Source organism: Sutterella sp. AM11-39 (assembly GCF_003472385.1).
Classification (GTDB): Bacteria; Pseudomonadota; Gammaproteobacteria; order Burkholderiales; family Burkholderiaceae_F; genus Duodenibacillus; species Duodenibacillus intestinigallinarum.
On sequence record NZ_QRLV01000016.1, the window covers coordinates 1 to 23,900 of the forward strand.

The 23,900-nt window shown below is 57.9% G+C and carries 16 protein-coding genes and 1 tRNA gene; 14 read left to right on the top strand and 3 right to left on the bottom strand.

The genetic code is table 11. From position 1 onward, the window contains the following. Positions 1-102: 102 nt before the first annotated feature. The 11 genes from DW133_RS09390 to DW133_RS09440 all read left to right on the top strand — a co-directional run bounded on the left by DW133_RS09390 (position 103) and on the right by DW133_RS09440 (position 16,545). A tRNA-Trp gene (locus tag DW133_RS09390) sits at positions 103-178 on the top strand. Between the two features lie 127 nt (positions 179-305). Then, the gene (gene secE / locus DW133_RS09395; RefSeq protein ID WP_118276416.1) at positions 306-701 is read left to right on the top strand and encodes a preprotein translocase subunit SecE; all 396 of its coding nucleotides are present in this window, start codon (positions 306-308) and stop codon (positions 699-701) included. Between the two features lie 88 nt (positions 702-789). Next, the gene (gene nusG, locus DW133_RS09400) at positions 790-1,350 is read left to right on the top strand and encodes a transcription termination/antitermination protein NusG (RefSeq protein WP_118276417.1); all 561 of its coding nucleotides are present in this window, start codon (positions 790-792) and stop codon (positions 1,348-1,350) included. 138 nt (positions 1,351-1,488) lie between these two features. Then, a complete protein-coding gene (gene rplK / locus DW133_RS09405; RefSeq protein WP_118276403.1) occupies positions 1,489-1,920 on the top strand; it encodes a 50S ribosomal protein L11 in 432 nt (143 codons plus the stop codon). Positions 1,921-1,922: 2 nt separating this feature from the next. After that, the gene (gene rplA, locus DW133_RS09410) at positions 1,923-2,612 is read left to right on the top strand and encodes a 50S ribosomal protein L1 (protein WP_118276404.1); all 690 of its coding nucleotides are present in this window, start codon (positions 1,923-1,925) and stop codon (positions 2,610-2,612) included. 342 nt (positions 2,613-2,954) lie between these two features. Beyond that, positions 2,955-3,485: a 50S ribosomal protein L10 gene (rplJ, locus tag DW133_RS09415; protein ID WP_118276418.1), complete on the top strand. Its 531-nt coding sequence runs from the start codon at positions 2,955-2,957 to the stop codon at positions 3,483-3,485. 55 nt (positions 3,486-3,540) lie between these two features. Beyond that, complete coding sequence (gene rplL, locus DW133_RS09420; RefSeq protein ID WP_118276405.1) at positions 3,541-3,921, top strand: 50S ribosomal protein L7/L12; 381 nt, start codon at positions 3,541-3,543, stop codon at positions 3,919-3,921. A gap of 313 nt (positions 3,922-4,234) precedes the next feature. Beyond that, positions 4,235-8,416: a DNA-directed RNA polymerase subunit beta gene (gene rpoB / locus DW133_RS09425; RefSeq protein ID WP_118276406.1), complete on the top strand. Its 4,182-nt coding sequence runs from the start codon at positions 4,235-4,237 to the stop codon at positions 8,414-8,416. A 6-nt stretch (positions 8,417-8,422) separates the two neighbouring features. Then, positions 8,423-12,808, top strand: a complete 4,386-nt coding sequence (rpoC, locus tag DW133_RS09430) for a DNA-directed RNA polymerase subunit beta' (protein WP_118276407.1) — start codon at positions 8,423-8,425, stop codon at positions 12,806-12,808. A gap of 478 nt (positions 12,809-13,286) precedes the next feature. Then, complete coding sequence (locus DW133_RS09435) at positions 13,287-13,865, top strand: hypothetical protein (protein ID WP_147408924.1); 579 nt, start codon at positions 13,287-13,289, stop codon at positions 13,863-13,865. A gap of 115 nt (positions 13,866-13,980) precedes the next feature. Beyond that, positions 13,981-16,545, top strand: coding sequence for a molybdopterin guanine dinucleotide-containing S/N-oxide reductase (locus DW133_RS09440; protein WP_118276409.1), 2,565 nt, complete (start codon positions 13,981-13,983; stop codon positions 16,543-16,545). A 116-nt stretch (positions 16,546-16,661) separates the two neighbouring features. Here DW133_RS09440 and DW133_RS09445 read toward each other — a convergent pair whose 3' ends face one another. The 3 genes from DW133_RS09445 to DW133_RS09455 all read right to left on the bottom strand — a co-directional run bounded on the left by DW133_RS09445 (position 16,662) and on the right by DW133_RS09455 (position 20,291). Then, positions 16,662-17,816: an amidohydrolase family protein gene (locus DW133_RS09445; protein WP_118276410.1), complete on the bottom strand. Its 1,155-nt coding sequence runs from the start codon at positions 17,814-17,816 to the stop codon at positions 16,662-16,664. Positions 17,817-17,911: 95 nt separating this feature from the next. Beyond that, the gene (locus DW133_RS09450; protein WP_158571186.1) at positions 17,912-19,156 is read right to left on the bottom strand and encodes an amidohydrolase; all 1,245 of its coding nucleotides are present in this window, start codon (positions 19,154-19,156) and stop codon (positions 17,912-17,914) included. Positions 19,157-19,229: 73 nt separating this feature from the next. Next, positions 19,230-20,291, bottom strand: a complete 1,062-nt coding sequence (locus DW133_RS09455) for an NAD(P)-dependent oxidoreductase (RefSeq protein WP_118276412.1) — start codon at positions 20,289-20,291, stop codon at positions 19,230-19,232. 307 nt (positions 20,292-20,598) lie between these two features. Between DW133_RS09455 and rpsL the strand changes: the two genes are divergently transcribed. From rpsL to fusA, 3 genes are all read left to right on the top strand, one after another. Continuing rightward, positions 20,599-20,976 carry a 30S ribosomal protein S12 gene (gene rpsL / locus DW133_RS09460; protein ID WP_118276413.1) on the top strand — a complete coding sequence of 126 codons (378 nt, stop codon included), beginning with the start codon at positions 20,599-20,601 and terminating at the stop codon, positions 20,974-20,976. Positions 20,977-21,129: 153 nt separating this feature from the next. Then, entirely contained in the window at positions 21,130-21,600 is a 471-nt protein-coding gene (gene rpsG, locus DW133_RS09465; protein WP_118276414.1) for a 30S ribosomal protein S7, read from the top strand. A gap of 63 nt (positions 21,601-21,663) precedes the next feature. After that, positions 21,664-23,766, top strand: coding sequence for an elongation factor G (fusA, locus tag DW133_RS09470; RefSeq protein ID WP_118276415.1), 2,103 nt, complete (start codon positions 21,664-21,666; stop codon positions 23,764-23,766). The last annotated feature ends 134 nt before the right edge of the window (positions 23,767-23,900 follow it).

Sequence of the window (23,900 nt, forward strand, 5' to 3'; positions counted from 1 at the left end):
ATTCGTGAAGGCGGCCACACCGTCGGCGCCGGCGTCGTTGCCAAGATCATCGAGTAATATCGATCTTCTGAAAGGTTCATCGATTGGATGAACCTTCAGGACAGGGGTATAGCTCAATTGGCAGAGCGACGGTCTCCAAAACCGTAGGTTGAGGGTTCGATTCCTTCTGCCCCTGCCAACCTGACAGAAGCAAGAAGCCGCGATCATTGACCGCGGCTTTCTGTCTGTAAAAAACTGCGTAAATGGAAGCGCGGGAAAAGGCTCGGAAAACAAAAGAAGAGCGCCGCGCAACGGATATCAAAGAAATGGCTACTCAGAATGCACAGCCTCAGCAAGGCTCGGGCAACAAGGCTCTGGACGTGATTGTGATGACGCTTGCCGTCCTGATCGCTGCCGCCGGCCTCTTTGCTTTTACCTTTCTGACCGACCAGAGCACGGGCGTGCGCATCGGCGCGTTGCTCGGTGGTTTGGTTGTCGCCGTCATCGTGGCGGCCTTCTCGAGCACCGGCAAGCGCTTCATCGCCTTCTGCCGCGAATCTTGGGAAGAACTTCGTCGCGTTGTTTGGCCGACGCGCAAAGAAACGGTCAACACGACGGGCATCGTCATGGCTTTCGTGGTTGCCGTGGCCATCTACCTCTTCCTTGTCGACAAGCTTATCGAATGGGGTCTGTACGACGGGCTCCTGCAGTTGAGCTTCTGATCCGAACGAACCGCTTTTTAGCAGACAGCGCGCGCACTTGGGGCTCTGGATTCCCGATGTGCGCGTAAACGTTTGCACGGAGAATGAAATGAGTACCGAAACCGCTCAGGAAACGGGCGCGCAGAAGATGCGCTGGTATACGGTTCACGTCTACTCCTCGATGGAAAAGAGCGTGCAGCGCTCGATCATTGAACGCATCGGCCGCTCCGAACTCAAGGATCTTTTCGGCGAAGTGCTCCTGCCGATTGAAAAGGTCGAGGAAACCCGCAACGGCCGCAAGATCGAGACCGAACGCCGCATGTATCCCGGCTACGTCTTCGTTGAAATGGTCATGACCGAAGAGACGTGGCATTTGGTGAACTCCACGCCCCGCGTGATCGAGTTCCTCGGCAACAACCATCCTGTACCGCTGTCGGACGCCGAAATCGCCGCCATCAAGGATCGCATGTCCGTTGGTACCGAAAAGGCACGTCCGAAGATCATGTTCGAACCCGGCGAAATCGTCCGCATCAAGGAAGGCCCCTTCCAGGACTTCAATGGCCGCGTCGAAGAAATTCTTTACGACAAGAGCCGCCTGCGCTGCTTTGTGTCGATTTTCGGCCGCGAGACGAGCGTCGAGCTCGCCTTCAACGAAGTCGAAAAGATCTGATTTTTCTACGGGACGCGTTGATTTTAAAGAAATTTGCACATTTCAAATTTTTTTGGCATAATCGCGCCCTCGTTTCTTATTTTTACTGGGGAGCGCCCTCATTCGAAGGTGCGTTTGAACCCAGGGAGTTAATTTCAAATGGCTAAGAAAATCGTCGGCTTTATCAAGCTGCAGGTTCCTGCAGGCAAAGCCAATCCCTCGCCCCCAATCGGCCCGGCTCTCGGTCAGCGCGGCCTGAACATCATGGAATTCTGCAAGGCGTTTAACGCCAAGACCCAGGGTATGGAACCCGGTCTGCCGATTCCGTGCGTTATCACCGCTTACGCCGACAAGTCCTTCACGTTCGTGATGAAGACCCCGCCGGCTACGATCCTGATCAAGAAGGCCGCGAAGATCCAGAAGGGCTCCGCACGTCCGCACACGGACAAGGTCGGCAAGATCACCCGTGCTCAGGCCGAAGAAATCGCCAAGATGAAGGAGCCCGATCTGACGGCTGCTGATCTTGACGCTGCGGTTCGCACGATCGCTGGTTCCGCCCGTTCCATGGGCATCACGGTGGAGGGTCTGTAATAATGGCTAAGATTTCCAAGCGCCGCAAGGAATTCCTCGGCAAGTACGACCTCACCAAGCCCTTCGCTCTGAACGAAGCGCTTGACGCTGTGAAGGCCTGCGCCAACGCCAAGTTCGACGAATCCGTCGACGTGGCCATCCAGCTCGGCATTGACCCCCGCAAGTCTGACCAGGCTATCCGCGGCGCCGTCGTGATGCCGGAAGGCACGGGCAAGACCGTTCGCGTGGCTGTGTTCACGCAGGGTGCCAATGTTGAAGCCGCTAAGGCTGCCGGCGCCGACATCGTTGGTTTCGACGATCTCGCTGCCGAAGTCAAGGCCGGCAAGATGGACTTTGACGTTGTGATCGCTTCGCCGGACGCCATGCGTGTGGTCGGTCAGCTCGGTCAGATCCTTGGCCCGCGCGGCCTGATGCCGAACCCGAAGGTTGGCACTGTGACCCCGAACGTTGCCCAGGCTGTTAAGAACGCCAAGGCCGGTCAGGTCCAGTTCCGCGCCGACAAGGCCGGTATCATTCACGCCCCGGTCGGTCGCGTTTCCTTCGAAACCGAACGTCTCGTGACCAACATCAAGGCGCTCGTTGAGCAGCTCAACAAGCTCAAGCCCGCCAGCCAGAAGGGCATCTATCTGCGCAAGCTCTCCGTGAGCTCCACGATGGGTATCGGCGCTCGCGTCGACCTGTCCTCGCTCTAATCGGAAGCGCAGTCAATAAAAGAACACCTGAAGCCGAGGAGGCAACTCCCCGGCTTCAACTGAGGTCGTGAGGCCTCAAGGGCTTTGGGTGGCCTGTTTGAAACAGGCCGCTGTCAAAGACCGCCGGAGGATGAGGGCAAGTCCCGACGCTTTAATTGTCTTGAGAGAAGAGAGCGCTTCGAATCAAGATGTCCGGCGCAGACGGTGAAACCTCAAAGAGAGATGTATGTTGTGTAAGGTTTTTGCACTGCACGTACTGCTCTCAGAAGGGTTTTCAACCGGTAGTTGAAGAACCGGTGCGCGTTGTCAAAAACGATGCGTACCTCTGAGTGGAGCCAGACCATGGGTCTTAATCGTCAAGACAAGGCGACTGTGATTGCAGAAATGAGCGAACTCGTTGCTCAGTCCTCTGCCATCATCATCGCTGAATACCGTGGGCTGACCGTTGAAGCAATCACCAAGCTTCGCGCCGATGCGCGCAAGCAGGGTGTGCAGTTGCGTGTGGTGAAGAACACGTTGGTTCGCCGCGCCGTTGCCGGCACGCCGTTTGAAGGGCTCTCCGACCAGTTCGTCGGACCGCTCATCTACAGCCTGTCCGCCGACCCGGTTGCTGCTGCCAAGGTTCTTGCTACGTTCGCCAAGACGAACGACAAGCTCATCATCAAGGGCGGTGCGATGGCCAACTACGTCATGGACGTGGCTGCTGTCGAACAGCTCGCCTCGATGCCGAGCCGCGAAGAGCTCCTGGCCAAGTTGATGGCCACCATGAACGAGCCGATCGCCAAGTTCGTCCGCACCCTCAACGAAGTGCCCGCACGCTTCGTTCGCACTGTGGCTGCTTACCGCGATGCCCAGGAGAAGGCTGCTGCCTAATCCGCTTTAAACAGAAATCAATTTTTAAACATTACACAACGTTACGGAGTCAAAAATGGCCCTGACCAATGAAGAAATCCTCGACGCGATCGCGTCCAAGACCGTTCTCGAAATCAGCGAACTCATCAAGATGATGGAAGAAAAGTTCGGCGTTTCCGCTGCTGCCGCCGCTGTGGCAGTTGCTCCGGCTGCTGGTGGTGCTGCTGCCCCGGCCGCTGAAGAAAAGTCCGAATTCGACGTCGTTCTCGCTGACGTTGGTTCCAACAAGATCGCCGTGATTAAGGCTGTTCGCGAAATCACCGGCCTCGGCCTCAAGGAAGCCAAGGACCTCGTCGAAGGCGCTCCCAAGGCTGTTAAGGAAGGCGCTGCCAAGGCTGAAGCTGAAGACCTCAAGAAGAAGCTCGAAGCTGCCGGCGCTAAGGTCGAACTCAAGTAATCTGAGTTTCAGACTTTCAAGCATCGCAAAGCCGCCTGCAACGGCGGCTTTGCCGACTGCGCTCCAAGCCCGATTTCGATATCGGAAGAGGGCTTGGGATTTTGAAGTGGATCTGGTAAAATCCCAGATCCAGCTCAAAGTCAAAGCCAGTGATCGAAATAATCAATAAGTCACCGTGACGGCCCCTAGCCGCACGGGCGCACGCATTCGTGCAGCCCGGGCGGCTTTTGGCGTCTTTAAAAAATGGCTGCGATTTTTCGAACCTCTTTGACCCCATAGCATATTTCCTCCCATCGCCTTGAACGGAGTCTTCATGTCGTACTCGTTCACTGAAAAGAAGCGTATTCGGAAGAGTTTTGCCACACGTCCGAGCGTCCTTGAAGTGCCCTCCTTGCTGGAAACGCAGCTTCGCAGCTACGAAGCCTTCCTGCAGGCCGATGTCAAGCCCGAAAGCCGCAAAAATGTCGGGTTGCAGTCGGCATTCACTTCCATTTTCCCGATCACCAGCCACAATGGCTACGCCCGCCTGAAGTTTCTGAGCTACAGACTCGAGCAGCCTGAATTCGATGTGGCCGAGTGCCAACTGCGCGGTCTGACTTATGCGTCCGCGCTGCGCGCTCGTATTCAGCTTGAAATTTTTGACCGCGACGCCGCCAAGCCCGGCACGGTCAAGGAAATCCGTGAAAACGAAGTCTACATGGGCGAAATTCCGCTCATGACCGAAAAGGCTTCCTTTATTGTCAACGGCTCCGAACGCGTTATCGTGAGCCAGCTGCATCGTTCGCCCGGTATCTTCTTCGAGCACGACAAGGGCAAGACCCACTCTTCGGGTAAGCTGCTCTTCAGCGCTCGCGTGATTCCCTACCGCGGCTCCTGGCTTGACTTTGAATTCGACCCGAAGGACATCGTGTACTTCCGCGTCGACCGTCGCCGCAAGATGCCCGGCACGATTCTGCTCAAGGCCATTGGTCTTACGCCCGAAGAAATTCTCGAGCGCTTCTATGACTTTGACACCTTCCGTCTGACTCAGAAGTCGGCTAGCCTGCACTTCACCCCGCAGCGTCTGCAGGGCGAAACGGCTCAGTTCGAAATCAAGGATAAGGAAGGCAATACGATTGTTGCCAAGGACAAGCGCATCACGGCTCGTCACGTCCGCCTGATGGAAAAGGCCGGCATCAAGGAAGTCGCCGTTCCGGATGACTTCCTGATCGGCCGCGTGCTCGCCAAGGCCATCTACAATCAGGAAACCGGCGAAAAAATCGCCGACGCCAACGACGAAATCACTGCAGATACGCTTGCCGTTCTGCGTGAGATGCACGTGCACAAGATCGAAACGCTCTTTACGAACGAACTCGATCGCGGCTCCTACATCTCCGACACGCTGCGTCTGGACGACGTGCCCGACACCATGTCGGCCCGTATCGCCATCTATCGCATGATGCGTCCGGGTGAACCTCCCACGGAAGACGCCGTCGAAGGGCTCTTTAACCGCCTGTTCTTCGATCCCGAAGCTTACGATCTGTCCCGCGTCGGCCGCATGAAGGTCAACGCCCGCTTCGGCCGCGGCACGCCCGAAGGCTCGATGACGCTCACCAACGAAGACATCATCGACACGATGCAGGTCCTCGTGGCTCTGCGTAACGGCGCCGACGACGTGGTTCTCACCGATGCCGAAGGCAACAAGCGCACCGTGGAAATCCACGGCGTCGACGATATCGACCACTTGGGCAATCGTCGCGTGCGCTGCGTGGGCGAACTCACGGAAAATCAGTTCCGCTCCGGTCTCGTGCGCGTGGAACGCGCCGTTCGCGAACGTCTCGGCTCTGCCGAAAGCGACGGCCTTACCCCGCAGGATCTGATCAATTCCAAGCCCATTTCGGCTGCCATCCGCGAGTTCTTCGGTTCTTCGCAGCTGTCGCAGTTCATGGATCAGACCAACCCGCTGTCTGAAATCACGCACAAGCGTCGTATTTCGGCTCTCGGCCCGGGCGGTCTGACGCGCGAACGCGCCGGCTTTGAAGTGCGCGACGTGCACGCCACGCACTACGGCCGCGTCTGCCCGATTGAAACGCCTGAAGGTCCGAACATCGGTCTGATCAACTCTTTGGCTCTGTACGCCCGCCTTAACGACTACGGCTTCCTCGAAACGCCGTATCGCAAGGTGGAAAACGGCGCTGCTCTCAAGGGCAAGGAAAACATCCACTATCTGTCGGCCATCGAAGAAGGCAACTATGTGATTGCCCAGGCCAACGCCGAAATGGATGAAAACGGCAAGCTCATCGGCGAACTCGTGAGCGCCCGTGAAAACGGCGAATTCATCATGGCTTCGCCCGATCGCATTCAGTACATGGACGTGGCTCCTGCTCAGATCGTGTCCGTGGCTGCTTCGCTCATTCCGTTCTTGGAACACGACGACGCGAACCGCGCTTTGATGGGTTCGAACATGCAGCGTCAGGGCGTGCCTTGCCTGCGTCCGGAAAAGCCCGTTGTGGGTACCGGCGTGGAACGCACGGTGGCCGTTGACTCGAAGGCAACGGTGCAGGCCAAGCGCGGCGGCATGATCGAATACGTTGACGCCAACCGTATCGTGGTTCGTGTGAACGACGACGAAAGCGTGGCCGGTGAAGTCGGTGTGGACATCTACACGTTGCAGAAGTTCACCCGCTCGAATGGTTCGACGACGCTCAATCAGCGTCCGATCGTCAAGAAGGGCGACGTGATTGCCGCCGGCGACGTGCTCGCCGACGGTGCTTCGACCGATATGGGCGAACTCGCTCTCGGTCAGAACATGCTCATCGCCTTTATGCCGTGGAACGGCTACAACTACGAAGACTCGGTGCTGATCTCCGAGCGCGTGGTTGCTGATGACCGCTACACCTCGATTCACATCGAAGAACTTGATGTGGTGGCCCGCGACACCAAGCTCGGACCTGAAGATATCACTCGCGACATCTCGAACCTGTCCGAAAACCAGCTGAGCCGCCTCGACGACTCCGGCATCGTGTTCATCGGTGCGGAAGTTTCCGCCGGTGACGTGCTCGTCGGCAAGGTCACGCCCAAGGGCGAAACCCAGCTCACGCCGGAAGAAAAGCTTCTGCGCGTGATCTTCGGCGAAAAGGCAAGCGATGTTAAGGACACCAGCCTGCGCGTGCCTTCCGGCATGGCCGGCACCGTGATCGACGTTCAGGTCTTCACGCGTGAAGGCGTGGAAAAGGACAAGCGCGCTCGCTCGATTATCGACGAACAGCTCAAGCGCTACGAAAAAGACTTGAAGGACGCTCTTCGCATCGTTGAAGACGACGTCTTCTCCCGTCTGCGCCGCCAGTTGGTCGGCCGCGTGGCTTCGGGCGGTCCCGCCGGCATCCAGGCCGGTACGACGCTCACGTCCGATCAGCTGCACGCCATCACGGGCTATGACCTCTTCGAGATTCGCATGGAAAGCGAAGAAGATCAGAAGATCATCGATCTCGCCCGCAAGGTGGTCGACGACAAGCGCGAAGAAAACAAGGAACTCTTTGCCAGCAAGAGCGACAAGCTCAATCGCGGCGACGAGCTGCCTCCGGGCGTTCTGAAGATGGTCAAGGTGTTCATCGCCGAGAAGCGCCGTCTGCAGCCCGGCGACAAGATGTCCGGCCGTCACGGTAACAAGGGTGTGGTCTCCAAGATCTGCCCGATCGAAGACATGCCGTACATGGCCGACGGTCGTCCCGCCGACATCTGCCTGAACCCGCTCGGCGTGCCGTCCCGTATGAACATCGGTCAGATTCTCGAAGTGCACCTGGGCTGGGCCGCCAAGGGTATCGGCTGGCGTATTGCCGAAATGCTCAAGACCGAACAGGCCTCTCAGATCCGCGCCTTCCTGAACGAGGTGTACAACCGCACTGGTAAGAAGGAAGATCTCGACAGCCTCAACGACGAAGAGCTGATGGAATTGGCGAAGAACCTTTCCAACGGTATGCCCTTTGCAACACCCGTGTTCGACGGCGCGAGCGAAGAACAGATCCGCATGATGCTCGACCTGGCCTTCCCGGATGAAGAAGCCAAGAAGCTGCAGCTCACGCCCGCCAAGACGCAGGCAACGCTCTACGACGGCCGCACGGGCGATGCATTCGACCGTCCGGTGACCGTGGGCTTCATGCACTTCCTGAAGCTGCACCACTTGGTCGACGACAAGATGCACGCTCGCTCGACCGGTCCGTACTCGCTCGTCACGCAGCAGCCTCTGGGCGGTAAGGCTCAGTTCGGCGGCCAGCGTTTCGGCGAAATGGAAGTCTGGGCTCTGGAAGCCTACGGCGCGAGCTACGTGCTGCAGGAAATGCTGACGGTGAAGTCCGACGACGTCAACGGCCGTACCAAGGTCTATGAAAATATCGTCGGCGGCGAACACAAGATCGATGCGGGCATGCCCGAATCGTTCAACGTGCTCGTCAAGGAAATCCGTTCGCTCGGCATTGACATTGATCTCGTGAAAAACGAGGAATCTTCGAAGGAATAAACCAGCATGAATCTGATTCGTGACATGTTCCGTCAGTCGATGGCTGACGAACACTTCGACGCCATTAAGATCGGCATCGCCTCTCCCGAGAAGATCCGTTCGTGGTCTTTCGGCGAGGTCAAGAAGCCGGAGACGATTAACTACCGTACCTTCAAGCCCGAACGCGACGGCCTGTTCTGCGCCAAGATCTTCGGGCCCATCAAGGACTACGAGTGCTTGTGCGGCAAGTACAAGCGCCTGAAGCACCGCGGCGTCGTCTGCGAAAAGTGCGGCGTTGAAGTGACGCTCTCCAAGGTGCGCCGCGAACGCATGGGCCACATCGAACTGGCCAGTCCCGTTGCGCACATCTGGTTCTTAAAGAGCCTGCCCTCCCGTATGGGAATGGTGCTCGACATTCCGCTGCGCGACATCGAACGCGTGCTTTATTTCGAAGCCTACTGCGTGGTCGACCCCGGCCTCACGCCGCTTGAACGCGGTCAGCTGCTCACGGAAGAGGAACTGATCCTCAAGACCGAAGAGTATGGCAACGACTTCAAGGCGATGATGGGTGCCGAGGCCATCCGCGAGCTTCTGCACAACATTGACATTGATCAGGAAGTCGCCAACCTGCGTCAGGAACTTTCGGGCACGACCTCGGAAGCCAAGATCAAGAAGTTTGCCAAGCGCCTGAAGGTGCTCGAAGGCTTCCAGCGCTCCGGCATCAAGCCCGAATGGATGATTCTGGAAGTGCTTCCGGTGCTTCCGCCCGACCTGCGTCCGCTGGTGCCGCTCGACGGCGGCCGCTTTGCGACCTCCGATCTGAACGATCTGTATCGCCGCGTCATCAACCGCAACAATCGTCTGAAGAAGCTCCTTGAACTCAAGGCGCCGGACATCATCGTGCGCAACGAAAAGCGCATGCTGCAGGAAGCTGTCGACAGTCTGCTCGACAACGGCCGTCGCGGCAAGGCGATGACCGGCCCGTCCAAGCGTCCGCTGAAGTCGCTCGCCGACATGATCAAGGGCAAGTCCGGCCGCTTCCGTCAGAACCTGCTCGGCAAGCGCGTCGACTACTCCGGCCGTTCCGTGATTACGGTGGGTCCGGAACTGCGTTTGCATCAGTGCGGTCTGCCCAAGCTGATGGCGCTGGAACTCTTCAAGCCCTTCATCTTCAATAAGCTCGAACAGCGCGGTCTGGCGACCACGATCAAGAGCGCCAAGAAGATGGTGGATAACCAGGAACCCGTCGTTTGGGACATCCTGGAAGAAGTGATTTACGAGCATCCCGTGATGCTCAACCGTGCACCGACGCTGCACCGTCTCGGCATTCAGGCCTTTGAGCCGAAGCTGATCGAAGGCAAGGCCATCCAGCTGCACCCGCTCGTTTGCGCGGCTTTCAACGCCGACTTCGACGGTGACCAGATGGCTGTGCACGTCCCGCTGTCGCTTGAAGCCCAGCTCGAAGCTCGTTGCTTGATGCTCTCGTCGAACAACGTGCTCTTCCCGGCCAACGGCGATCCGTCCATCGTGCCGTCTCAGGACATGGTGCTCGGCCTGTACTACGCCACCCGTGAACGCATCAATGCGCCGGGCGAAGGCATCTTCTTTGCCGATACGGCTGAAGTGCAGCGTGCTTTGGACGCCGGTCAGGTTGCTCTGCAGACGCGTTGCACGGTTCGCATCCGCGAATACGAAAAGGTGGAAGGCAGCGACGAATTCCGCCCGGTCGTCAAACGTTACGAAACGACTGTCGGCCGTGCGCTTTTGTCGGAAATCCTGCCCCAGGGCATGAGTTTTGCCGAACTCAACCGCACGCTCAAGAAGAAGGAAATCGCTCGTCTGATCAACGTGTGCTACCGCCGCTGCGGTCTGCGTGCGACGGTGATCTTCGCCGACAAGCTCAAGGATAACGGCTATCGTCTGGCTACCCGCGCCGGCATCTCGATCTGCATCGGCGACATGTCCGTGCCGCAGAAGAAGTTCGAGCTCGTGAGCGCCGCCGAAAACGAAGTCAAGGCGATCGAAGAGCAGTACACCTCCGGTCTCGTGACCAAGGGCGAACGCTACAACAAGGTGATCGACATCTGGGGTCGTACGGCTGACGAAGTCGGCAAGGTGATGATGAAGGAGCTCTCGAGCGAACCCGTCGTCAACCGCCACGGTGAAAAGGTGAGCCAGGAATCGTTCAACTCCATCTACATGATGGCTGACTCCGGTGCTCGCGGTTCGGCAGCTCAGATTCGTCAGGTTGCCGGTATGCGTGGTCTGATGGCCAAGCCCGACGGCTCGATTATTGAAACGCCGATTACCTCGAACTTCCGCGAAGGTTTGAACGTTCTGCAGTACTTCGTGTCGACCCACGGTGCCCGTAAGGGTCTGGCCGATACGGCTCTGAAGACCGCTAACTCCGGTTACCTGACCCGTCGTCTCGTCGACGTGACGCAGGACTTGGTGGTTCTTGAAGACGATTGCGGCACGACCAACGGCGTTGAAATGCGCGCTCTCGTGGAAGGCGGTGAAGTCATTCAGGCCCTGCGCGATCGAATCCTCGGCCGCGTGACCGCCGAAGACGTCTACGACATGCAGCACAACGTGGTTGTGCCTCGCGGTACGCTCATCGACGAAAACATTTGCGACAAGATTGATGCCGAAGGCATTGATGTGGTCAAGGTGCGTACGCCGCTTACCTGCGAAACCCGCTACGGCCTGTGCGCCAAGTGCTACGGCCGCGACCTCGGCCGCGGTACGCTCGTCAACGCCGGTGAAGCCGTCGGCGTGATCGCCGCTCAGTCCATCGGTGAACCGGGTACCCAGCTCACCATGCGTACGTTCCACATCGGTGGTGCCGCTTCGCGTGCCGCCGTGGCAAGCAGCGTGGAAGCCAAGAACTCCGGTTTGGTGGCCTTCACCGACGCCATGCGTTATGTGACCAACGGCAACGGCGAGCTCGTCGTGATTTCCCGTTCCGGCGAAATCGTCATCAACGACGCTCAGTCCGGGCGCGAACGCGAACGCCACAAGGTTCCGTACGGTGCCACGCTTCTGTGCAGCCTCGGCAGTGAGGTCAAGGCCGGCCAGCAGCTCGCGACGTTCGATCCGATGACGCTGCCGATCGTGTCCGAATACGCCGGTACCGTTCGCTTCGAAAACGTGGTCGAAAACGTGACCGTGATGAACCAGGTCGACGAAGTCACGGGCTTGAGCTCAATGGTCGTCATCGACCCGAAGCGCTCCGCCGCCGGTTCCAAGAGCAAGGGCACGAAGACGACTGCCGCCAACGTGATGCGTCCGGTGGTGCACCTCGTCGACGAAAACGGCAACGACGTCAAGATCCCGGGTACGGATCACACCGTGACGATCCAGCTGCCCGTCAACGCCATTATCGTGGTGCGCGACGGTCAGAAGATTCACGAAGGCGAAATTCTTGCCCGTATCCCGCGCGAAAGCCAGAAGACCCGCGACATTACCGGTGGTCTGCCGCGTGTGGCCGAGCTCTTTGAAGCCCGCAGCCCGAAGGATGCCGGCATGCTCGCCGAGGAAACCGGTACGGTTACGTTCGGTAAGGAAACCAAGGGCAAGCAGCGTCTGATCATTACCGATCTGAACGGCAACGAGCACGAATGCCTGATCTCCAAGGACAAGCAGATTCTCGTGCACGACGGCCAGATGGTTCAGCGCGGTGAAGAAATCGTGGAAGGTCCGGCCGATCCGCACGACATCCTGCGTCTGCTCGGTATCGAAGCTTTGGCCCGCTACATCGTGGACGAAGTTCAGGACGTGTACCGTCTGCAGGGTGTGAAGATCAACGACAAGCACATCGAAGTGATTGTTCGTCAGATGCTTCGCCGTGTGCAGATCGTGGATGCGGGCGATACGCACTTCATCCCGGGCGAACAGGTCGAACGCAGCGAAATGCTCGACGAAAACGATCGCGTCAAGGCCGAAGGCGGCACGCCTGCCACGTACCAGAACGTGCTGCTCGGTATCACGAAGGCTTCGTTGTCGACCGACTCCTTCATCTCGGCGGCTTCCTTCCAGGAAACCACCCGCGTGCTCACCGAGGCTGCCATCATGGGCAAGCGCGACGATCTGCGCGGCCTGAAGGAAAACGTCATCGTCGGTCGCCTGATTCCTGCCGGTACCGGCCTTGCCTATCACAAGGCCCGCCGCGAGAAGGAAGTGATGGAACAGCGTCTGGCTCAGGCGCAGGAACCGTCCGAGGCTCGTTTGGCTGCCGAAGAATTCTTCGAAGGCATGGACACCAAGGCCGAGGCCGAGAAGATTCGCGACGAATTCGCTTTCGACAGCGAAGCGTCCGGCAACTCTCAGGGTCTGTCGGCTGCCCGCCGCGCCGCTGAAGAACTCTTCTCCCGCTGGGCTGAAGACGATTCGGACGCCAAGAAGGGCGAATAAGCCGTGACTGTGCGGGAGCTTCGAGGCTCCCGACAAAGGCTCTTTTCCAAGAAACCCGAGTTTCTGACGGAAAAGAGCCTTTTTTGTTGTGCGCCCAACAGCGCTCGTGTGTCTGTGTGGTGAAAGTCCACTGATCGCCAGTTCAAGGGAAGATCCCGCGACTCTGCAGAGTCAGGGAGGTAACGAACTGATGAAGAAAGCCGGCAGCAAAGCGCTACCCCGTTGCACAGGAATCGGATGAGAGACGGGGCGATCGGGAGGGAGATCCTGCGGGGCGTCTCTCTGCCTGATTTAAAAATCATGTGCTAGCAGCTCTCAATCAAAGGCTTCCCGTTATTCTTTTTGTCCGTATCGAGAGATAACTCTAATGTTTTGAGACCTGCTTTTGACGTTGAGCGCGCTAGATTGCCGGAGGATGCGTCTCGCCGATTTGCCAATCGGCGGGATGGACAGACAATTTGATAAGAAGAGAGCTGACATGATCAAAAAGCTGATGACAGCTGCAGCGCTTCTGGCCATGGCTGGCGCGGCCTCGGCTGCCACCCTCTATACGACGGGCGTGCTTGACTTCAATAAGACGACCAAGGGTAGCTACCTTGGAAAGATCGGAGCCGCCGTTCCCGTGACTGTTCTCAAAAAGCAAGGCAATCTGTCCTACGTCCGCATTTCGGGCTGGACGCTTGCAGAATATCCCTCCATGATTTTTGCCGAACCCGGTGTTCGTATCGAATACGGCTCCTTTGACGAAGAAAGCGCCGTCAAGACCAATCCCAAGGCCGGTGAAAAGGTCGTTCAGGAAAACAAGTGGGTAAAGGCCACTGCCGAAGGTTGGGTGCAGAGCGCCAAACTCACGAACAACCTCAACAAGCTCTGGCAGCAAGGTAAGTCCCGCCACGCCGAAGCCTGCTCAATGTGCCACGCCGCTCCCAAGGCCGATCACTTCACGGCCAACCAGTGGGCCAGCGTACTGCCTGCCAAGGGCGGTCGTACGGGCCACACGCGCGCCGGCGCCAATGCCGTGATGTTCAAGTATCTGCAGGCTCACGCTAAGAAATAAACCAAAAAGCAGAACACAACAAGGCACCGATCAACACTGAATTCCCCGATGGCTTCGTGCCTCAGCGCGTCGCCGAAACGACCCGGGGGAAAAATAATCTAGGATGAGAAGACACATGCTCAACCGTCGTGATTTGTTTAAAGTAGCCGGCGCAGCCACCGTGGCCGCCGCTGTTCCCGCAGCGGGCGCCGCTCCCGCAGCCAAAGAAGCCGCCAAGACAGCCGTAAAAAAGTACAAGGGCGGCGTGGTGGCCGGCCCTGTTTTAAAGGGCCAGAACGAACTCAAGCTTTCTCGTACGTTTGATCTCGGCAAATCCGTTTTGAACGACGCCGAAGTGATGAACGCTTCTCATTGGGGCGTGTACCGCGTTCACGTCAAGGGCGGCAAGATCGAACGACTCGAACCGGTCGAATTCGACAAGGCTCCGTCGCTGCAGCTGCAGGCGCTCGCACAGCAGCCGTACAACGCCGCTCGCATCCGCTACCCGATGGTTCGCAAGAGTTATCTGGAAAAGGGCTATAAGGCTGGCGGCAAGGGCCGCGGCTCCGAACCCTTCGTGCGCGTCACCTGGGACAAGGCTCTGGAACTCGTTGCCTCCGAACTCAAGCGTGTCCGAGAAAAGTACGGTCCCGTGTCGATCTACGGCGGCAGCTACGGTTGGATGAGTGCCGGCAATCTGGGTTCGGCCCGCAACCTGATGCAGCGTGTGCTCAATCTCAACGGCGGCTTTACCGGCCACTACGGCGACTACTCCACGGGTTGCGCACAGGTGATCTTGCCCTATGTGATCGGCTCCAACGGCGTTTACGAACAGCAGACGGCTTGGGAAGTGCTCGCAGAAAAATGTGAACTCCTTGTGATGTGGGGTGCCGATCCGACGGTCACCAACGACATCGACTGGGTGACGACCATCCATGAAAACGCCGAAGGCATGGAAATGGTGAAGAAGGCCGGCGTACCCGTGATTGCCATCAACCCGCTCAAGCCTGACGCAGCCGAATACTTCGGCAAGAATTGCCAGTGGATCGCTCCGAAGCCCGGTACCGACGTTGCCATGATGCTCGGTATGGCGTATGAACTCGAGACTTCCGGTAAGGTGGATCGCGAATTCATCCGCAAGTACACCGTGGGTTACGACAAGTTCATCGCCTATGTGCTCGGCAAGACCGATGGCGTGGCGAAGACCCCCGAATGGGCAGAAAAGATTTGCGACGTAAAGGCTGACGCTATCAAGAGCCTGGCTCACCTGATGCGCGAAAAGCGCTCCATGCTGATGGGTGGCTGGGGTATCCAGCGTGCTCAGCACGGCGAACAGGTTCATTGGATGATGGTGGTGCTTGCTGCTATGTGCGGCCACATCGGCCAGCCCGGCGGTGGCTTCGGCTTTAGCTATCACTACTCCAACGGCGGTGCGGCCACTTCGATGGCTCCCGCACTGGGCGGCATTTCCGCCAACCCGAAGGGCGGCAGCGAAGGTCTGTCTTGGGTCGGCGAATCTTTGGCGACCATTCCTTTGGCTCGCTTTACCGACTGCTTCCTCAACCCCGGCAAGACGATTGACTACAACGGCAAAAAGATCACTTATCCTGACATCCGTCTGGTCTTCTGGTCGGGCGGCAACCCCTTTGCCCAGCAGGAAGACACCAATGGCCTGATCAAGGCTTGGAAGCGTCCCGAAACGACGATCGTGTGCGACACGATGTGGACGGCTTCGGCACGCTTTGCCGACATTGTTTTGCCGGCTTGCACTTCTCTCGAACGCGTTGACATTACCTCCATCGGCTCATACTCCAACCTCGGCTACGTGGCTATGCAGCAGGCGATCGAACCGCAGTACGAATCGCACTCCGACTTCTGGATCTACCGCGAACTGTCCAAGAAGATGGGCTTTGAGAAAGAGTTCACCGAAGGACTCGATGAAATGGGCTGGATCCGTCGCTTCTATGAAAACGCGGCCAAGGAAGCCCGTGTCAACGGTCTGGAAATGCCCTCGTTTGAGGAATTCTGGGCTCGCGGCTATGTGCTCTTCCCGGTTGATCAGGATGCTCGCCGCTATAACTATCTGGGCGACTTCCGCCGCAACCCGATCGTCAACCCGCTCGGCACCGAATCGGGCAAGATCGAAATCTTCTCCAAGAAGATCGAAAGCTACAAGTACGACGACTGCCCGGCTCATCCGACCTGGCTGGAACCGACGGAATGGCTTGGTGCCAAGATGGCCGAAGAGTATCCGTTTGCTTTGTTGACGAGCAAGAGTCGCTATCGTCTGCACTCGCAGCTTGACAGCACGGCTTCGAACCTGTTTGCGAACGTCGAAGATCGCGAACCGGTGTGGATGCATCCGGATGCCGCCAAGAAGCTTGGTCTGAAGTCGGGGGACATTGCCAAAGTCACAAGCCGCCGCGGTTCGGTCCTCGCCGGCGTAATCGTCACCGATCGTATCCGTCCCGACACCGTGGTGATCCATCACGGCGGTTGGTACAGTCCGGAAGAGCCGGGTGAAGAAGGTACGCTCGACGTGCACGGCTGCGACAATGTGCTCACCATCGATATTCCTTCGTCGAAGCTGTCCTGCGGTAATGTGGCCAACTCGACGCAGGTCAAGATCGAGCGCTGGGACGATGAACTTGATCCGATCATGGCTCACGTCCAGCCCAAGACGGTGCGCGCCGACGACTAACGGCTAAAGAGGCCCGCTCGGCTTTGTGTCGGGCGGGTTCGGTCAGAAATGAACGCACGCTGCCCTGAACCTTGATGGTTCAGCGGGGGCGTGCGTTTTCTGTAACTTGTGAGTAGTTATTCACTAAACGGTTCTTTGACGGCAAGCGTATCGCCGTGCATAGCGACTTGGCCGCGCGAGACGACTGCAACGATCTGCAGGTTTTGATTGAGAAGCACGGCATTGGCGCAGGCGCCGATTTCAAGACGACCTTGATCGGACAAACCCAAACTGTCGGCGGCATTGCTGGTGATCAAAGACAATGCGGCCGAAAGCGGGAAATTGTAGTCACGCACGAGTTCGACCATGGTGGCGTGATTCCGGGCGACTTCGCCCACGGCTTGCCCGACGATGTTTCCGTCGGCATCAAACCGCGGCACAACGCCGTGACCGTCGGACGAGAGAGTGATTTGCTCGACCGGCACGCCGCAGGAGACGGCAGCGCTCACGGCTGCGGCCGGGTGCCCCAGATAGCAGGGGCCGTCCGTAGTGATGTCGATGTAACGATCCGACTCTTGCATGGCATAAGCGCAGGCGCTCTTAAGGAGAAACTCGGTTCGTGCGCAGTGCGTGGGGCGAAGATGTCGGCCGATCGGGAACCCCGTTGCGGCGATTTCTTCGAAGATATCAAACGGATTGGGGATCGCCCCCAAATGAACGTGCAAAAGGCCCTGCTTTTTGACGGTGACGGCGGCCTGTCGGATTTGAGACAACAAGCCCAAGACGGCCTCGGTTGAGGGGAACGATCCGTTGGCGTCTCCCATGGCAAGTTTGGCGCCGAGCACTTCGGAGACGAGAGCCACGTCGTCAGCGACGCTTTGAGAGAGTGTTACCGGCGGATAGCGGAAGCTTGATGTGTACATCCAGGCAGAAAGTCCGAGTGCGTTGAGCTCACGAACCTTGGCAAGCAGATCGGGAAGCTTGCGCGTCATCACATCAGCGCCCAAGACGCCCACCACGGTAGTGATACCTGCACGAATCAGTTCGCCGGCAGTGATGGCGGGTGCGCGCGTGATTGGGCCGCCAACGCCTCCGCCGCCCAATACGTGGACATGCGGATCTACGAAGCCAGGGACCAGGAGAAAACCGGAGGCGTCAATGACGCTCAGGCCCGGCAAACTGACGGAAAGATTCGGGCCGACAGCAAGAATCTTTTCGCCGACCATCAAAACATCGGTTGCGCCGAGTTCTTTCGGCGCGAAAACGTAGGCATTGCGGATCAAAATCGCCATGGTGCGTCTCCTCTTCGCGGTGTTTCAAAGGATAGCGCAGGTACGAAAAAGGCGGCACACAGCCGCCTTCGGAAAGAGTCCAAAATTCCAACGAATCAACGACTCAGAATCGCCTTGACGCTTTGGCGGGCGCGGGCGATCGTTTCCTGTGCGTCTTCTACCATGCCGTCCTTCATGACGAACTTGCCGTCGCACAGCACGCTGCGCACGGCACGAGTGTCGGCGGAGTACACCCAGTTGCTCGTGAGGTTGAAGTTGGGCACGAGGCGTTCGTTTTCAAGGTCAAGGAATACGGCATCGGCAAGGGCACCCTCGCGGATGACGCCGGCGTCAAGACCCGCGGCCTGAGCGCCGTTGCGGGTGGCCCAACGAAGAATCTCACCGGCCGGAAGCGTTTCGCTCGTGTAGCGTACCTTGGCGAGCAGAGCGGCAAACTTCATCTCTTCGCGCATGTCGAGATTGTTGTTGGAGGCTGTTCCGTCAGTACCGAGCGTTAGGCGGCAGCCCTTTTTCAACAGCATGTCGCTTGCGAAAATGCCCGAGGAAAGCTTCATATTGGAGCAGGGATTGTGCGCGATCCAAACACCGCGCTCCTTGAGGATCTCGGCTTCCTCTTCGTCAATGTGCACAACATGGGCGGCAATGACGTTGTCGCTGAGCACGCCGAGATGGTCGAGCCAGCGCACCGGACTCATGCCGTGAGCTTCAATGCAGTCCTGCACTTCTTTTTCTGTTTCGGACACATGCAACGTCAGAGTCTGACCGTTGGCTTTGGCCGCTTCGGCGCAGCGCTGCAACAGTTCGCCGCTTACCGTGTATACGGCATGCGGTGCAACGGCAAGCGAAATGCGGCCGTTGGTCGGATCCTTCCAGTTGGCAAGGAAGTCGAGCTGTCGCTTGATTTCTGCTTCACCCAGATGGTCCATGAGTGTGACGCCCACGGTGGCGCGAATGCCGGATTCGGCCACGGCGCGCACTGTTTCTTCGGCCATCCAGTACATGTCGCAGAACCAGGTCGTGCCGCTGCGGATCATTTCCAGCGTGGCAAGTTTGGCGCCTGCGTAAATGTCTTCGGCACGCATCTTGCCTTCAAACGGCCAGATGTGATCGTTGAGCCAGGGAAAGAGGGGAAGATCATCGGCGTAGCCGCGCAGCAGCGTCATCGAGGCGTGTGTGTGCGTATTGAAAAAGCTCGGCACAAGCACCAGACCCGAAGCATCGTACGTCTCGTCGGCGACGGTGTCGGCGGGTGCGGTGAGGTTCGCGAAGCGGTTGCCTTCAATGAGAATATTCGTGACGTTGCCGTCGAGCTGGACGTTGCGGATTAGAAGCGTGGACATGGTGAAGTCGGAATGATAAAAGAAAGATAAAAAGCAGATAGCGTCAAATAAGCGAAAAGGTGCGAACGAGCACTTAAATGTAGTCAAGTTCGTCGGAAATAGTGCCGTTTTTGCGGCAGATCGACAAAAGTCGCTCTTCCGTGGCATTGTCGGGTTCGATGAGGCCCGAAGGCATTTTCCCCGAAGCAAGGATGACGGCGCCTTCGTTGTGTAGTGCCATTGTGGCGTCGATGTACTTCATGAGCGTCGGATCCTTAAGAATGAAGTTGAGCGGACGTTTGGCTTCAAGTACGCGTCCGGCGGGAACGCCGGCACCGTATTCGTCTTCGACGCCCATGTTGGCCAGAAGCGCCTTCGAGCGATTGAAGACGTCGGCGGGGCACGAGGCGGTGGCGGCGCCCGGTACGCCGGTGGCGGTGACGACCAGATCGGCAGTGCTGACGGCTTCGGTAATGGCAATGCCGTCGGTAGCGTCGATGACGGTTTCACAGAGCGAGCGGACGCGATCCGAAATGTCGCTGGGGCGGGTGACGACCGTCACGCGGCAGCCGTAACGGTGCGCGTAAGTGATGAGACCGCTGCCGACTTTGCCGCTGCCGAAGATCACGATGGATTTTCCTTGCCAGTCACCGTGGCCGAGCTGAGTCATGGCGCGGAAATAGCTTTCGCCGGTGCCGAGACAGGTTTCAATGCGCTTGATGCGGCCGGAATCGGCAACGTACACGGGGCAGTTTTTTCCTGCGTATTTGGACACGCCAGAGCGGGTGAGTTCGACAAAGCCGATGCTTGGCTTGAGTTCGGCAAAGGCGGCCGCGCAGTCGAGCACGAGGTCGAACGCTTCAAGGCTTTCAATATCGCGGGGTTCCATGACGGGCACACCGGTGTCTCGCAGGTAGCGCACGACTTCGTTGTTGCGCGGCATCACATCGTCGATGCCAACGGTAAGCTCGGCACCGGCCGCAAGAAGCACGGCGTGTTTGGCCAGTGTGTTTTCAAACACAGGCGTGGCGTCGAGAATGCGCAGGCCGGCTAAAGGCCGAGTGCTTTTCCAGGTTCCGTATTGATGAAGTAAGACCGGGTATTCGTTCGAAGCGTAGGTTTGAGCCACGCGGGCGGCGAGAATGTCGGAAAGCATGTCGGCACTAATATAAAGAGTGATGAGTGGCGCGGACGGCGCACAGGTCGGATTGTAATGGGCCAGGCGCTCAATGTCGGGAGTTATGGGCGCTGCCCGGAGTGGTGTCCGAAGGAGCTAGTCCCTTGACATTATTCAAAAAAAAAGAGAAAATCACAGCCTTTTCCGGGAAAGCGTTCGTCGGAGGGGGTCTTTTGCGCTCGCAAAGGACGCTTTCTGATGTGCATTTTCATCGTGAAAAGACTTTTATCACCAGCAACTGTACCGGCGGATTCGTCTGTCGGTCTTTTTAAGAAGAACGGACAATATGCCCACTATTAACCAGCTTGTGCGCAAGCCTCGTGAGCTTACGCGCGAAAAGAGCAAGAGCCCTGCTCTTAAGAACTGCCCGCAGAAGCGCGGCGTTTGCACCAAGGTCTACACGACCACCCCGAAGAAGCCGAACTCGGCTCTTCGTAAGGTTGCCAAGGTGCGTCTCACCAACGGCTTTGAAGTGATTTCCTACATCGGCGGCGAAGGCCACAACCTGCAGGAACACTCCGTGGTTCTCATCCGCGGCGGCCGTGTGAAGGACTTGCCCGGTGTGCGTTACCACATCGTGCGCGGTTCCCTTGACACCCAGGGCGTCAAGGATCGTAAGCAGGCTCGTTCCAAGTACGGCGCCAAGCGCCCGAAGGCAGCGTAATTCGCGGCGACTGATTGTCAGCCGTGTACGGACGGTCCCGCTGTTAAAAGGACCGAGTAAGTCGCAGCCCTTATGTGTGCTGCATTGTGAAGCGGTCAACTAAGAAACTTTCGACCGCATTTGAATGACTGAAGACAACGAAAGAGGAAAAAAATGCCCCGTCGTCGCGAAGTACCCAAACGTGAAATTTTGCCGGATCCGAAGTTCGGCAGCGTTGAGATCTCCAAGTTCATCAACGTGATCATGCTCGATGGCAAGAAGGCCGTCGCCGAACGCATCGTCTACGGTGCGCTGCAGCAGATTGAAGAAAAGACCGGTAAGAACGCTCTCGAAGTGTTCCAGACCGCACTCAACAACGTCCGTCCGCTCGTGGAAGTGAAGAGCCGCCGTATCGGTGGTGCCAACTACCAGGTGCCGGTTGAAGTGCGTCCGGTTCGTCGTATGGCTTTGGCAATGCGCTGGCTGCGTGAAAGCGCCAAGTCGCGTTCCGAAAAGTCCATGCCCCAACGCTTGGCTGGTGAGCTGTTGGATGCTGCTGAAGGCCGCGGCGGCGCTATGAAGAAGCGTGACGAAGTCCATCGTATGGCTGAAGCCAACAAGGCCTTCTCTCACTTCCGCTTCTAATACATCGATTAACAATGAGGGTGCTGCCGCTTCGGCAGCGCCTCACTTACGAAGAGAAAAGTCATGGCTCGTACTACCCCGATTTCGCGCTATCGCAATATCGGCATTTCTGCCCACATCGACGCGGGCAAGACCACGACGACCGAACGCATCCTGTTCTTTACCGGCGTCAACCACAAGTTGGGCGAAGTGCACGACGGTGCCGCCACCATGGACTGGATGGAACAGGAACAGGAACGCGGCATCACGATTACGTCTGCCGCTACGACCTGCTTCTGGCGCGGTATGGACATGCAGTTCCAGCCGCATCGTCTGAACATCATCGACACCCCGGGGCACGTGGACTTCACGGTTGAAGTCGAACGCTCCATGCGCGTGCTCGACGGCGCTGTGATGGTTTACTGCGCTGTGGGCGGCGTGCAGCCCCAGTCCGAAACCGTTTGGCGTCAGGCCAACAAGTACAAGGTGCCCCGCATCGCGTTCGTCAACAAGATGGACCGTACCGGCGCCAACTTCTTCAAGGTCGTTGACCAGATGAAGACCCGTCTGAAGGGCAATCCCTGCCCCGTCGTGATCCCGATCGGCGCCGAAGACCAGTTCAAGGGCGTTGTTGACCTGATCAAGATGAAGGGCATCATTTGGGATGAAGCCAGCCAGGGCACCAAGTTCGAATACATCGACATCCCGGCCGACCTCGTCGATACGGCCAACGAATGGCGTGAAAAGCTCGTCGAAACGGCTGCCGAAGCCAGCGAAGAGCTGATGAACAAGTACCTCGAAGAAGGCGAACTCACCGAAGCCGAAATCGTCAAGGGTCTGCGTGCCCGCACGATCGCCGGTGAAGTGCAGCCGATGTTCTGCGGCTCGTCCTTCAAGAACAAGGGTGTGCAGCGTATGCTCGACGGCGTCATCGAACTGTTGCCGTCTCCGGTCGACATTCCGCCGGTTCCGGGCTTTGACCTCAACGACAACGAAGTCACCCGCGAAGCCAGCGACAATGCTCCGTTCTCCGCGCTCGCCTTCAAGATCATGACCGACCCGTATGTCGGCCAGCTCACCTTCTTGCGCGTCTACTCCGGCGTTCTTAAGTCCGGCGAAACCGTTCTGAACTCCGTGAAGAATAAGAAGGAACGTATCGGTCGTTTGCTGCAGATGCACGCCAACGAACGTAAGGAAATCACCGAAACGGAAGCCGGCGATATCGCCGCTGCCGTCGGTCTGAAGGACGTGACCACGGGCGACACGCTCTGCGATGTGTCCCAGCCGATCATCCTCGAACGCATGGAATTCCCGGAACCTGTGATCAGCCAGGCCGTCGAACCCAAGACCAAGGCTGACCAGGAAAAGATGGCTCTCGCCTTGGGCCGTCTTGCTCGCGAAGATCCTTCCTTCCGCGTGCGTACCGACGAAGAATCCGGCCAGACGATTATTTCCGGTATGGGCGAACTCCACCTCGAAATTCTCGTCGACCGTATGCGTCGTGAGTTCAATGTGGAAGCTACCGTCGGTCGTCCGCAGGTGGCCTACCGCGAAACGATCCGCTCCGTGGTCGAAAACGCCGAATGCAAGTTTGCCAAGCAGTCCGGTGGCCGTGGCCAGTACGGTCACGTCGTGCTCAAGCTCGAACCGATGGAACCGGGCAAGGGCTTCGAGTTCGTCGACGCCATCAAGGGCGGTGTGGTTCCGCGCGAATACATCCCGGCCGTCGAAAAGGGTGTGGAAGACACGCTCAAGGCCGGTGTGCTCGCTGGCTACCCGGTTGTGGACGTCAAGGTCACGCTGCACTTCGGTTCCTACCACGAAGTTGACTCGAACGAAAACGCCTTCCGTATGGCTGCCTCTATGGCATTCAAGGACGGTATGCGCAAGGCCAACCCCGTGCTGCTCGAACCGATCATGAAGGTCGAAGTCGAAACGCCGGAAGAAAAGATGGGCGACGTGATGGGCGACCTTTCGTCCCGCCGCGGTGTCATCCAGGGTATGGACGATCTGCCGGGCGGCGGTAAGGCCGTTCGCTGCGAAGTGCCGCTGGCTGAAATGTTCGGTTACTCCACGACGCTGCGCTCACTCACTCAGGGTCGTGCAACGTACACGATGGAATTCGATCACTACGCTGAAGCTCCGAAGAACGTGGCCGACGCTGTGATCGCTGAAAAGACCAAGTAATTGTGAAATACGGATCGGGAGTAAAATAAAGAAGTTTTCTTCCGATCCAACCTTTTATCTTAGAAGGACAAAAGACCTAAAATGGCAAAGGGTAAGTTTGAACGTACCAAGCCCCATGTGAACGTGGGCACCAT

What these genes read in the sequence shown, in the direction of transcription:
- secE (WP_118276416.1), top strand. Translation starts at nt 306, where the DNA reads ATGGCTACTCAGAATGCACAGCCTCAGCAAGGCTCGGGCAACAAGGCT.
- nusG (WP_118276417.1), top strand. Translation starts at nt 790, where the DNA reads ATGAGTACCGAAACCGCTCAGGAAACGGGCGCGCAGAAGATGCGCTGG.
- rplK (WP_118276403.1), top strand. Translation starts at nt 1,489, where the DNA reads ATGGCTAAGAAAATCGTCGGCTTTATCAAGCTGCAGGTTCCTGCAGGC.
- rplA (WP_118276404.1), top strand. Translation starts at nt 1,923, where the DNA reads ATGGCTAAGATTTCCAAGCGCCGCAAGGAATTCCTCGGCAAGTACGAC.
- rplJ (WP_118276418.1), top strand. Translation starts at nt 2,955, where the DNA reads ATGGGTCTTAATCGTCAAGACAAGGCGACTGTGATTGCAGAAATGAGC.
- rplL (WP_118276405.1), top strand. Translation starts at nt 3,541, where the DNA reads ATGGCCCTGACCAATGAAGAAATCCTCGACGCGATCGCGTCCAAGACC.
- rpoB (WP_118276406.1), top strand. Translation starts at nt 4,235, where the DNA reads ATGTCGTACTCGTTCACTGAAAAGAAGCGTATTCGGAAGAGTTTTGCC.
- rpoC (WP_118276407.1), top strand. Translation starts at nt 8,423, where the DNA reads ATGAATCTGATTCGTGACATGTTCCGTCAGTCGATGGCTGACGAACAC.
- DW133_RS09435 (WP_147408924.1), top strand. Translation starts at nt 13,287, where the DNA reads ATGATCAAAAAGCTGATGACAGCTGCAGCGCTTCTGGCCATGGCTGGC.
- DW133_RS09440 (WP_118276409.1), top strand. Translation starts at nt 13,981, where the DNA reads ATGCTCAACCGTCGTGATTTGTTTAAAGTAGCCGGCGCAGCCACCGTG.
- DW133_RS09445 (WP_118276410.1), bottom strand. Translation starts at nt 17,816, where the DNA reads ATGGCGATTTTGATCCGCAATGCCTACGTTTTCGCGCCGAAAGAACTC.
- DW133_RS09450 (WP_158571186.1), bottom strand. Translation starts at nt 19,156, where the DNA reads ATGTCCACGCTTCTAATCCGCAACGTCCAGCTCGACGGCAACGTCACG.
- DW133_RS09455 (WP_118276412.1), bottom strand. Translation starts at nt 20,291, where the DNA reads ATGCTTTCCGACATTCTCGCCGCCCGCGTGGCTCAAACCTACGCTTCG.
- rpsL (WP_118276413.1), top strand. Translation starts at nt 20,599, where the DNA reads ATGCCCACTATTAACCAGCTTGTGCGCAAGCCTCGTGAGCTTACGCGC.
- rpsG (WP_118276414.1), top strand. Translation starts at nt 21,130, where the DNA reads ATGCCCCGTCGTCGCGAAGTACCCAAACGTGAAATTTTGCCGGATCCG.
- fusA (WP_118276415.1), top strand. Translation starts at nt 21,664, where the DNA reads ATGGCTCGTACTACCCCGATTTCGCGCTATCGCAATATCGGCATTTCT.